The organism is Pseudomonas sp. GM17 (genome assembly GCF_000282175.2).
GTDB classification, from domain to species: domain Bacteria; phylum Pseudomonadota; class Gammaproteobacteria; order Pseudomonadales; family Pseudomonadaceae; genus Aquipseudomonas; species Aquipseudomonas chlororaphis.
The window spans coordinates 4652110-4664936 of the sequence record NZ_CP124732.1 but is presented as its reverse complement, the minus strand read 5'-3'; the positions used below and the strand labels follow the sequence as shown (position 1 = coordinate 4664936).

The following is a 12827-nucleotide window of genomic DNA, read 5'->3' as shown; positions in this document are numbered from 1 at the left end:
CTCATATGGGCGCGCAAAAAAAAGCGCGGGTGGTTTCCAGGCCACCCTCGCTTTCATTCGCCTGCGCGAGGTTTCAGACGCTGCCCATCACAATGTCGGTATTGAGCAGGTCGACCCCGACCAGGGTAATGGTGGTGATCTGTCCGCCCGTTTCGGCCACCGTCACGATGCTGTCGCTGCCGGCATTGTCGACCGACTGCACAACGGCCCCGGCGTCGCCAATGAGCACCACGGCATCGCGCTGGCCGGCGCCCGCATCGAAGCCTGTGACCTGGTACTGGTTCTCGGCGGCCGACAGGTCGATGTTGAAGGCATCCCGCTCACCCGTGGTGCCCACCAGCCTGAAGTCGAAAAGCGCGTTGGCCGGGTCGTTGGCGAACAGGTTGGCGTCGAACGCGCTGGTGGCCGTGTCGCCATCCTTGTCCGTCACTGTCGCGTTGAACGCCAGCTGGATATCGCTGGCCAGGCTCTGGACCTCATGAATGAACTCGATGGTCGGAACCTTGATCGTACCTTTGCCCATGGTGAGCTGGACGGCGTCGATCAGGTGGGTGCCGTCCCACTCTACGGTGAAGGAGGTCTGGCCTCCCGCTTCCGCCTGCAGGTCGGCGGCCTGGACCTTGATGGGCGCGCCCGAGGTCGTGCCGTTGTCGTAGTAGATCGTGTAGTACAGCTCTTCCGTGGCCGGGTTGTAGCCTTGCACCGAGTTGTCGATATAGACCTTCATGGCCGTCAGCAGCGTCTCGGGGTTGACCACGAAACTTTCGTCACCGGCGTTGATGCCCGCCGTATTGTTGCCCTCCAGGTTGTTGTTGGCGATGCCGATGCCGGAGGTGCTGACGTTCATGGCCGAGGAGCCGATGAACGATGGCAGCGGGTTGGTCTGCAACTGGGCTTCGGTAGGGTCGGGCGCCCCGAGCCCGATACCGGTGAGGATGCTGTTCGCGCCGGTTTGCGGCGCCAGCGGGTTGGCGCCGAAGAACACCACATGCTCGCTGCCGATGGTCAGGGTGCGTACCGGGTCCGGGCCACCGGCATCCAGCGAGCCATCGGCACTGCTGAGGACCACGGTCGAGCGGAAGCCTTCTTCCAGGTCCAGGGCATAGGTGCCGTTGGCATAGGCGCTCAGGGTGTAGTGGATGGTGGTATTCGCCGTGGCCGCATTGTTGTCGAAGTCACCGGTCAAGGTGCCTGCGAACTGATACGCGCCATTGGCGTCCGGTGACGGCGACTGCTCGACCAGCGTACCGGTACCGGTGGTGGTCGTGTCGTCCGGCCGGACCAGGGTGAACTGGCCGTTCACCAGCGAAATGTCCAGGCCGTTGGCATCCAGCCCGTCGGCACCAGACCCCATGTCCCAGTAGCCTTGTTGCGCCAGCTGGGTACCGGTGCCGATCAGGTTGCCGAAGGCCAGGGTCGGGGTGTCGTCATCGACGGTGATCACCAGCTTGTCGGCCGCGGCGGTCACCGTATCGCCGTCCCTATCGGTGGCTTGCAGCAAGGTACCCAGGTTGAGGGTGATGTCGTTCTCGTCGTTGCCTGCCGCGTGATCCAGGGGCTGCAGCAGGGTGAAGGCATAGGCCCCCACGGCATTGAGGCTGAAGGTGAACACATTGACCGCGCCAGCCTTGGCCGTCAGGGTGTCGCCCAGGACGCTGTAGGTCAGCGCCACCCCGCCCGAGCTCAGGGCCGGCAGGCCGCTGGTATCGCTCGACAGGGCATAGCTCAGCGGCACATCGGCACCGGACTGGAAGATCCCGGTCACGCTGCCATTGGCGGTGGTGGACTCGCCCGCCACATCACCGACACCTCCGGCGATACCATTGGCCAGGCCGTCCTCATCGACGGTGCCGGTCTCGGCGCTGCCATTGGCGGTGGGTGTGTCGTCATCGACGGTAATCACCAGCTTCTCGGGCGCGGCCGTCACTGTGTCGCCATCTTTATCCGTGGCTTGCAACAGCGTGCCGAGGTTGAGGGTGATGTCGTTTTCATCATTGCCGGCCGGATGATCCAGCGGTTGCAGCAGGCTGAAGCTATAGGCACCCGCGGCGCTGAGGCTGAAGGTGAATACATCGACGGCACCCGCCTTGGCCGTCAGGGTATCGCCGGCGACGCTATAGACCAGCGCCACCCCGCCCGAACTGAGGGCCGGCAGGCCGCTGGTGTCACTCGACAAGGCGTAATTCAGCAGTCCATCGGCACCGGGCTGGAAGATCCCGCTGACGCTGCCGCTAGCGGTGGTGATCTCGCCAGGCACATCACCGACCCCACCGGCAATACCATTGGCCAATCCGTCTTCATCGACGGTTCCGGCCTCGGCGGTTCCGGTTGCGGTGGGCGTATCGTCATCGACGGTAATCACCAGTTTCTCGGCGGCGGCCGTTACCGTGTCGCCGTCCTTATCCGTGGCTTGCAGCAGGGTGCCGAGGTTGATCGTGATGTCGTTCTCGTCGTTGCCCGCTGGATGATCCAGCGGTTGCAGCAAGGTAAAGCTGTAGGCACCCGCGGCGCTGAGGCTGAAGGTGAACACATCGACGGCGCCGGCCTTGGCGGTCAGGGTGTCGCCGGCAACGCTGTAGACCAGCGCGACCCCGCCCGAACTCAGGGCTGGCAAGCCACTGGTATCGCTCGACAAGGCATAGCTCAGCGGTACGTCGGCCCCGGACTGGAAGATCCCCGTGACGCTGCCGCTGGCCGTGGTGGATTCACCCGCCACATCACCGACACCCCCGGCGATGCCGTTGGCCAGGCCGTCTTCATCGACGGTGCCGGTCGCGGCGGTCCCGGTGGCGGTTGGCGTATCGTCATCGACGGTGATCACCAGTTTCTCGGCCGCGGCAGTCACGGTGTCGCCATCCTTGTCGGTGGCCTGCAGCAGGCTACCCAGATTGATCGTGATGTCGTTCTCATCGTTGCCGGCTGGATGATCCAGCGGCTGCAGCAGGGTGAAGCTGTAGGCGCCCGCGGCGCTGAGGCTGAAGGTGAACACATCGACCGCGCCGGCCTTGGCGGTCAGGGTGTCGCCGACCACGCTGTACACCAGCGCCACACCACCGGAGGTCAGCGCCGGCAGGCCGCTGGTGTCGGTGGACAAGGCATAGCTCAGCGGCACATCGACGCCGGACTGGAAGATGCCCGTCACGCTGCCGCTGGCATTGGTGGATTCGCCAGGTACATCACCGACGCCGCCGGCGATGCCACTGGCCAGGCCGTCTTCGTCGACGGTGCCGGCCTCAGCGGTTCCGGCTGCGGCCGGCCCATCGTCCTCGAAGATCATTTTCGAGCCGATTTCGGCAGTCGCGGTGGAGGCTTGGCGCAGGGTGAAGCCACCGATGTCGAAGTCAGCATGGGTATTGCCCCTGGCGTCGAGCGCCGCGCCGTTCTCGACCAGTACGCGGTTGTGGTCCGCGCTGGTGGTGTATTCGATCTGGTAGCCGGCCTTGACGCCGGTAACGGTGGCCACGCCGCCATCGAAGCTGATGGCAATGCTCGGATCATTCACCGAGCCGTCGGAGTTTTCGATCACCAGACCGGTGCTGTTGTTGATCACGCGAACATTGGTAATGGCCACCGACGTATCGTTCGCATAGCCGTTGATGAAGTCCGTTCCGGTTTCAACCGCAGTGCTGAAGGCACTGATCTTGACCACCGCACTCTTGCCGCTTTGCAACTGCACGACATCGAAACTGGCCGTCGTCGCATTAAACACCGCGGTGTAGTCGATATTGGCTTCTACGTCCGCTTCGTTCTGATCCAGGTTGGGCACGGTCACGTCCTGCCGGGCGCCGGTGACAAAGGTAAATCGAATGCCTTCCTGTTCCACGATCATCTGGTTGTTGGTGCCGAAGGTGGTCGGGCCACCGGCCTGGCTGGTGTTGATGGTGTCACCGGTATTGATGTTGACCCCCGTCGACTGGTCGGCGGGGTCCTTGCCGGTGGCGATGATCGTCGGGTCGCTGATCCGCAGTACACCGCCATCGTCGACCACCGTCGGGTTGGCCTTGGTGAACATCAGGAACAGGTTCTGCCCGGAGGGGGCATTGGCCAGGCTGAACTTCAGGTCCTGGCTGGCGCCGATAAACACCTTGTCCAGCAGGTTGAGGGCATCGTCCGGGTTACTGGCATCCGGGTGCTTGAGCGGCTGGTATTCCACGGTCCAGATCTTGCCGCCCGACAGCGGCGACCCGGTTTCCTCGATATAGGCGGCGAACACGATCGCCCCGTCAGGGCCTCCGGCCCGGCCCAGCAGGATGTTGTTGTTGGTATCGGTATACAGAAGGATGTCGATGCCATCGAGGGTGTCCAGGCCGCTGTCCAGGCCATCGAGCGGAGCGCCCAGGCTATCGGTGAAGCTGATATCGACGTTGATTGCATCGGGCGCCAGGTTGAGGGTGAAGGCATTGCTGCCGGTGTCGCCCACGGCGCCGGTATAGCCGCTCAAGGCGGCGTCCGTCGCGGTACCCGCGCCGAGGGCGGTCAGCCGGGTGGCGAAGGCCGAGGGCAGGGCGGCCAGCAGGATGTCATTGTCGTCGGCGTCTCCCGCAGGGGCTGGCGTGGCGGTGGCGTTCTGCAGCCCGGTGGTTTCGTCCAGCGCAACGTTGACGCCGGTCGCTACCACGAGCGGGTCGCTCGTGAGGGATAGGTTTTCTTGCAGGGTGGTCATGACATTCTCCTAGGCAGTTCCAGTCGCTGGGGCCGCACCCGGGCCCTCTGCTGGCAGATGTCACAACTATGGGGACGCACAGGAGGTTGCGCATTGGCCGATACTCCCAGGCAGCCTGGGAGTTTCAGCCTATCTGGGAGGGAAGCGGGGGAGGCGAAGGCGCCGGTCCATGAGGTGCACTTCAAACCTTGGGCCGCTTGAGCGTGCGGCGCGGCAGAAAAAAGCGAGGGCGGTTTCCAGGCCACCCTCGCACGGGTTTGATGCGCCAGGTTTCAGACGCTGGCCATTACAATATCGGTATTGAGCAGGTCGACCCCAAGCAGGGTGATGGTCGTCAGTTGTCCGCCGGTCTCGGCAATCGTCACGATGCTGTCGGCGCCGGCATTGTCGATCGACTGCACAGTGGCGCCCGCGTCACCAATGAGCACCACCGCATCGCGCTGGCCTGCGCCCGCATCGAAGCCTGTGACCTGGTACTGGTTTTCGGCCACCGACAGATCGATGTTGAAGGCATCCCGTTCACCGGCGGTGCCCACCAGCCTGAAATCGAAGGCCTGGTCGCTCGGGTCGTTGGCGAACAGGTTGGCGTCGAACGCGCTGGTGGCCGTATCCCCATCCTTGTCCGTCGTCGTGGCGTTGAACGACAGCTGGATATCGTTGGCTAGGCTCTGGGTCTCCTTGATGAACTGGATTACCGGGATCTTGACCGTGCCCAGTCCCATCGTCAGCTGGACGGCGTCGATCAGATGGCTGCCGTCCCACTGGACGGTGAAGGATTTCTGGCCACCCGCCTCTACGTGCAGGTCGGCGGCTTGCACCTTGATGGGCGTGCCCGAGGTCGTGCCGTTGTCGTAGTAGATCGTGTAGTACAGCTCTTCGGTGGCCGGGTTGTAGCCCTGCACCGAGTTGTCGATAAAGATCTTCATGCTGGTCAACAAGGTCTCGGGGTTGATCACGAAACTTTCGTCGCCGGCATTGATACCCGCGGTGGTGTTGCCCTCCAGGTTGTTGTTGGCGACACCGATGCCCGAGGTGCTGACGTTCATGGTCGACGAGCCGATGAACGACGGCAGGGGGTTGGTCTGCAACTGCGCTTCGGTAGGGTCGGGCGCGCCGAGCCCGATACCGGTCAGGATGCTGTTATCGCCGGTCTGCGGTGCCAGCGGATTGGCGGCGAAGAACACTACATCCTCGCTGCCTATCATTAGCGTGCGCACCGGGTCCGGACCGCCGGCAGCCAGCGAGCCGTCGGCACTGCTGAGGACCACGGTCGAACGGAAACCCTCTTCCAGGTCCAGGGCATAGGTGCCGTTGGCATAGGCGCTCAGGGTGTAGTGGACGGTGGTATCGGCGGTGGCCGCGTTGTTGTCGAAGTCACCGGTCAGGGTGCCGGCGAACTGATAGGCGCCATTGCCATCCGGCGAAGGCGACTGCTCGACCAGCGTACCGGTGCCGGTGGTGGTGGTGTTATCCGGCCGGACCAGGGTGAACTGGTCGTTCACCAGCGAGATATCCAGGCCATTGGCATCCAGCCCGTCGGCGCCAGCCCCCATGTTCCAGTAGCCTTGTTGCGCCAATTGGGTCCCGGTGCCGATCAGGTTGCCGAAGGCGAGGGTCGGTCCATCGTCCTCGAAGATCATCTGCGAGCCGATTTCGGCGGTCGTGGTGGAGGCCTGGCGCAAGGTGAGGCCACCGATATCGAAGTCGGCGTGGGTATTGCCCTTGGCGTCCAGGGCGGCGCCGTTCTCGATCAGGACGCGGTTGTGGTCCGCGGCCGTGGTGTATTCGATCTGGTAGCCGGCCTTGATGCCGGTGACCGTGGCCACGCCGCTGGCAAAGCTGATGAGGATGCTTGTGTCATTCACCGAGCCGTCCGAGTTTTCGATCACTTGTCCCGTGGCGATGTTGATCACGCGAACATTGGTAATGGCCACCGACGTATCGTTCGCATAGCCATTGACGAAACTCGCGCCACTTTCAACCGCGGTGTTGAAGGCACTGATCTTGACTACCGCACTCTTGCCACTTTGCAGCTGCACGATATCGAAATTGGCCGCCTTGGCATTAAACATCGCGGTGAAGTCGATGTTGGCTTCGACATCGGCTTCGTTCTGATCCAGGTTGGGAATGGTCATGTCCTGCCGGGCGCCGGTGACGAAGGTAAAACGAATGCCTTCCTGTTCCGTGATCATCTGGCTGTTGGTGCCGAAGGTGGTCGGGCCACCGGCCTGGCTGGTGTTGATGGTGTCGCCGGTGCTGATGTTGACGCCCGATGACTGGTCGGCGGGGTCCTTGCCGGTGGCGATGATCGTCGGGTCGCTGATCCGCAATACGCCGCCGTCGTTGACCACCGTCGGGCTGGCCTTGGTGAACATCAGGAACAGGTTCTGCCCGGACGGCGCATTGGCCAGGTTGAACGTCAGGTCCTGGCTGGCGCCGATAAACACCTTGTTCAGCAGGTTGAGGGCATCGTCCGGGTTGTTGGCGTCCGGATGCTTGAGCGGCTGGTATTCCACGGTCCAGATCTTGCCGCCCGACAGCGGCGACCCGGTTTCCTCGATATAGGCGGCGAACACGATCGCGCCGGCAGGGCCTCCGGCCCGGCCCAGCAGGATGTTGTTGTTGGTATCGGTATACAGCAGGATGTCGATGCCATCGAGGGTATCCAGCCCGCTGTCCAGGCCATTGAGCGCCGCGCCCAGGCTGTCGGTGAAGCTGATATCGACATTGATCGCGCCGGGCGCCAGGTTGAGGGTGAAGGCATTGCTGCCGGTGTCGCCCACGGCACCGGTGTAGCCACTCAAGGCCGCGTCCGTTGCGGTACCGGCCCCGAGGGCGGTCAAGCGGGTGGCGAAGGTCGAGGGCAGGGAGGTCAGCAGGATGTCATTGTCGTCGGCATCCCCCGTTGGGCTGGCCGTGGCCGTGGCGTTCTGCAACCCGCTGGTTTCATCCAGCGCAACGTTGGTTCCGGTCGCTACCACGAGCGGAGCGCCATCCGCCAGGGCGGTGAGGGTCAGTGTGTCGTCGCTGGGGAAGACGGGGTACAGATCGGGAGAGGTATCGGTGGTCAGGTCGTTCGTGGGGGATTGGGGTGTGGTCATGACAGGCTCCTAGGCAGTTCCAGTCGTTGGGGCCGCACCTGGGCCCCTCTGCTGGCAGATGTCACAACTATGGGGATGCGCAGGAGGTTGCGCATTGGCCGATACTCCCAGACGGTCTGGGAGGTTCAGCCTATCTGGGAGGGAAATGGGGGAGGCGAAGGCGCCGGTCCAGGAGGTGCTCTTCAAACCTTGGGCCGCTTGAGTGTTAGGCGCGGCAAAAAAAGCGAGGGTGGTTTCCAGGCCACCCTCGCTTTCATTCGCACGCGCGAGGTTTCAGACGCTGCCCATCACAATGTCGGTATTGAGCAGGTCGACCCCGAGCAGGGTGATGGTCGTCAGCTGTCCGCCGGTCTCGGCAATCGTCACGATGCTGTCGGCGCCGGCATTGTTGATCGACTGCACAGTGGCGCCCGCGTCACCAATGAGCACCACCGCATCCCGTTGGCCTGCGCCTGCATCGAAGCCAGTGACCTGGTACAGGTTCTCGGCCACCGACAGATCGATATTGAAGGCATCCCGTTCACCGGCGGTGCCGACCAGCCTGAAGTCGAAGCTCTGATCGCTCGGGTCGTTGGCGAACAGGTTGGCGTCGAACGCGCTGGTGGCCGTATCCCCATCCTTGTCCGTCGTCGTGGTGTTGAACGACAGCTGGATGTCGCTGGCCAGGTTCTGGGTCTCCTGAATGAACTGGATCACCGGGATCTTGATCGTACCCTTGCCCATGGTGAGCTGGACCGCATCGATCAGGTGGGAATCGTCCCACTCCACGAGGAAGGACTTCTGTCCTCCCGCCTCCGCGTGCAGGTCGGCGGCCAGCACCTTGATGGGCGCGCCCGAGGTCGTGCCGTTGTCGTAGTAGATCGTGTAGTACAGCTCTTCGGTGGCCGGGTCGTAGCCCTGTACCGAGTTGTCGATAAAGACCTTCATGGCCGTCAGCAGCGTCTCGGGGTTGATGACGAAACTCTCGTCACCGGCGTTGATGCCCGCCGTGGTGTTGCCCTCCAGGTTGTTGTTGGCGATACCGATGCCGGAGGTGCTGACGTTCATGGCCGCCGAGCCGATGTAGGACGGCAGGGGATTGGTCTGCAACTGCGCTTCGGTAGGGTCGGGCGCGCCAAGCCCGATGCCGGTGAGGATGCTGTTCGGACCGGTCTGCGGCGCCAGCGGGTTGGCACCGAAGAACACCACATGCTCGGTGCCGATGGTCAGCGTGCGCACCGGGTCCGGACCGCCGGCATCCAGCGAGCCGTCGGCACTGCTGAGGATCACGGTCGAGCGGAAGCCTTCCTGCAGGTCCAGGGCATAGGTGCCGTTGGCGTTGGCGGTCAGGGTGTAGTGGACGGTGGTGTTGGCCGTGGCCGCGTTGTTGTCGAAGTCACCGGTCAGGGTGCCGGCGAACTGATAGGCGCCATTGGCGTCCGGTGAAGGCGACTGCTCGACCAGCGTACCGGTGCCGGTGGTGGTCGTATCGTCCGGCCGGACCAGGGTGAACTGGCCGTTCACCAGGGAAATATCCAGGCCGGCCGCCCCTAGTCCGTCGGCACCGGATCCGATGCTCCAGTAACCTTGTTGCGCATGGTCGGTACCCGTGCCGATCAGGTTGCCGAAGGCCAGGGTCGGGGTGTCGTCATCGACGGTGATCACCAGTTTGTCGGCCGCGGCGGTCACTGTGTCGCCATCCTTGTCGGTGGCCTGTAATAGTGTGCCGAGGTTGAGGGTAAGGTCGTTCTCGTCATTGCCGGCCGCGTGATCCAGAGGCTTGAGCAGGGTGAAGGTGTAGGCACCCGCTACCGTCAGGCTGAAGGTGAACACATCCGTCACGCCGGCCTTGGCGGTCAGGGTATTGCCCAGGACGCTGTAGGTCAGTGCCACCCCGCCGGAGCTCAGGGCTGGCAAGCCGCTGGTGTTGCTCGACAAGGAGTAGCTCAGCGGCACGTCGGCCCCCGACTGGAAGATCCCGCTCACGCTGCCGCTGGCGACAGTTGCCTGACCCGCCACATCCCCGACCCCACCGGCGATGCCATTGGCCAGGCCGTCCTCGTCGACGGTGCCGGCCGCGGCGGTCCCGGTCGCTGTGGGTGTGTCGTCATCGACGGTAATCACCAGCTTCTCGGCCGCGGCCGTCACCGTGTCGCCATCTTTATCCGTGGCTTGCAACAGCGTGCCGAGGTTGAGGGTGATGTCGTTTTCGTTATTGCCTGCGGGGTGATCCAGCGGCTTGAGCAGGGTGAAGCTGTAGGCACCGGCTGTGCTGAGGCTGAAGGTGAATACATCGACGGCGCCGGCCTTGGCGGTCAGGGTGTCGCCGACGACGCTATAGACCAATGCCACTGCGCCGGAAGTCAGGGCCGGCAGGCCGCTGGTATTACTCGACAGGGAATAGGTCAGTGGCACGTCGGCCCCGGACTGGAAGATACCGGTGACGCTGCCGCTGGCATTGGTGGCCTGACCCGCCACATCACCGACCCCGCCGGCGATGCCATTGGCCAGGCCGTCCTCGTCGACGGTGCCGGTCACGGCGGTCCCGGTTGCGGTGGGCGTATCGTCATCGACGATGATCACCAGCTTCTCGGCCGCGGCCGTTACCGCGTCACCGTCCTTGTCGGTGGCCCGCAACAACGAGCCCAGGTTGATCGTGATGTCGTTCTCGTTATTGCCGGCCGCGTGATCCAGAGGCTTGAGCAGGGTGAAGCTGTAGGCACCGGCGGCGCTGAGGCTGAAGGTGAACACATCGACGGCGCCGGCCTTGGCGGTGAGGGTGTCCCCGGCAACGCTATACACCAGCGCCACTCCGCCAGACGTCAGGGCTGGCAGACCGCTGGTATCGCTCAACAGGGTATAACTCAGCGGCACGTCGGCCCCGGACTGGAAGATACCGGTGACGCTGCCGCTGGCATTGGTGGCCTGACCCGCCACATCCCCGACCCCGCCGGCGATGCCATTGGCCAGGCCGTCCTCGTCGACGGTGCCGGTCACGGCGGTCCCGGTCGCTGTGGGGGTATCGTCATCGACGGTGATCACCAGTTTCTCGGCCGCCGCGGTGACCGTATCGCCGTCCTTGTCGGTGGCCCGCAACAACGAGCCCAGGTTGATCGTGATGTCGTTCTCGTCGTTGCCGGCGGCGTGATCCAGCGGCTTGAGCAGGGTAAAGCTGTAGGCGCCTGCCGTGCTGAGGCTGAAGGTGAACACATCGACGGCGCCGGCCTTGGCGGTCAGGGTATTGCCGACCACGCTGTAGACCAGCGCCACCCCGCCGGACGTCAGGGCCGGCAGGCCGCTGGTGTCGGTGGATAAGGAATAGCTCAGTGGCACATCGACGCCGGGCTGGAAGATCCCGGCGACGCTGCCGCTGGCCACGGTGGCCTCGCCGGCCACGTCACCGACACCGCCGGCCACACCGCTGGCCAGGCCGTCCTCGTCGACGGTGCCCGCCACGGCGGTTCCGGCCGCTGCCGGACCATCGTCCTCGAAGAGCATATGCGAGCCGATTTCGGCGGTCGTGGTGGAGGCTTGGCGCAGGGTGAAGCCACCGATATCGAAGTCGGCGTGGGTATTGCCCTTGGCGTCCAGGGCGGCGCCGTTCTCGATCAGTACGCGGTTGTGGTCCGAGGTGGTGGTGTATTCGATCTTGTAGCCGGCCTTGATGCCGGTGACGGTGGCCACGCCGCTGGCAAAGCTGATGAGGATGCTCGTGTCATTCACCGAGCCGTCCGAGTTTTCGATCACTTGTCCCGTGGCGTTGTTGATCACACGAACATTGGTGATGGCCACCGACGTATCGTTCGCATAGCCATTGACGAAACTCGCGCCACTTTCAACCGCGGTGTTGAAGGCACTGATCTTGACTACCGCACTCTTGCCGCTTTGCAGCTGCACGATATCGAAATTGGCCGCCTTGGCATTAAACATCGCGGTGAAGTCGATGTTGGCTTCGACATCGGCTTCGTTCTGATCCAGGTTGGGAATGGTCATGTCCTGCCGGGCGCCGGTGACGAAGGTAAAACGGATGCCTTCCTGTTCCGTGATCATCTGGCTGTTGGTGCCGAAGGTGGTCGGGCCACCGGCCTGGCTGGTGTTGATGGTATCGCCGGTGCTGATGTTGACGCCCGATGACTGGTCGGCGGGGTCCTTGCCGGTGGCGATGATCGTCGGGTCGCTGATCCGCAATACGCCGCCGTCGTTGACCACCGTCGGGCTGGCCTTGGTGAACATCAGGAACAGGTTCTGCCCGGACGGCGCATTGGCCAGGTTAAACGTCAGGTCCTGGCTGGCGCCGATAAACACCTTGTTCAGCAGGTTGAGGGCATCGTCCGGGTTGTTGGCGTCCGGATGCTTGAGCGGCTGGTATTCCACGGTCCAGATCTTGCCGCCCGACAGCGGCGACCCGGTTTCCTCGATATAGGCGGCGAACACGATCGCGCCGGCAGGGCCTCCGGCCCGGCCCAGCAGGATGTTGTTGTTGGTATCGGTATACAGCAGGATGTCGATGCCATCGAGGGTATCCAGCCCGCTGTCCAGGCCATTGAGCGCCGCGCCCAGGCTGTCGGTGAAGCTGATATCGACATTGATCGCGCCGGGCGCCAGGTTGAGGGTGAAGGCATTGCTGCCGGTGTCGCCCACGGCACCGGTGTAGCCACTCAAGGCCGCGTCCGTTGCGGTACCGGCCCCGAGGGCGGTCAAGCGGGTGGCGAAGGTCGAGGGCAGGGAGGTCAGCAGGATGTCATTGTCGTCGGCATCCCCCGTTGGGCTGGCCGTGGCCGTGGCGTTCTGCAACCCGCTGGTTTCGTCCAGGGCAACGTTGGTGCCGGTCGCTCCCACGAGCGGAGCACCATCCGTCAGGGCGGTGAGGGTCAGTGTGTCGTCGCTGGGGAAGACGGGGTACAGATCGGGAGAGGTATCAGCGGTCAGGTCGGTGGTGGGGGATTGGGGTGTGGTCATGACATGCTCCTAGGCAGTTCCAGTCGTTGGGGCCGCACTTGGGCCCCTCTGCTGGCAGATGTCACAACTATGGGGATGCGCAGGAGGTTGCGCATTGGCCGATACTCCCAGGCGGCCTGGGAGTT

General features: G+C 63.8%; 3 protein-coding genes. All 3 read right to left on the bottom strand.

Annotated features, from left to right (window positions below; all coding sequences use genetic code 11):
• Positions 1-73: 73 nt before the first annotated feature.
• The 3 genes from PMI20_RS20890 to PMI20_RS20880 all read right to left on the bottom strand — a co-directional run bounded on the left by PMI20_RS20890 (position 74) and on the right by PMI20_RS20880 (position 12702).
• The gene (locus PMI20_RS20890) at positions 74-4663 is read right to left on the bottom strand and encodes a T1SS-143 repeat domain-containing protein (RefSeq protein ID WP_284169036.1); all 4590 of its coding nucleotides are present in this window, start codon (positions 4661-4663) and stop codon (positions 74-76) included.
• A 272-nt stretch (positions 4664-4935) separates the two neighbouring features.
• Positions 4936-7764 carry a DUF5801 repeats-in-toxin domain-containing protein gene (locus PMI20_RS20885; protein ID WP_284169034.1) on the bottom strand — a complete coding sequence of 943 codons (2829 nt, stop codon included), beginning with the start codon at positions 7762-7764 and terminating at the stop codon, positions 4936-4938.
• A 273-nt stretch (positions 7765-8037) separates the two neighbouring features.
• The gene (locus tag PMI20_RS20880) at positions 8038-12702 is read right to left on the bottom strand and encodes a T1SS-143 repeat domain-containing protein (RefSeq protein ID WP_284169032.1); all 4665 of its coding nucleotides are present in this window, start codon (positions 12700-12702) and stop codon (positions 8038-8040) included.
• Positions 12703-12827: the final 125 nt, after the last annotated feature.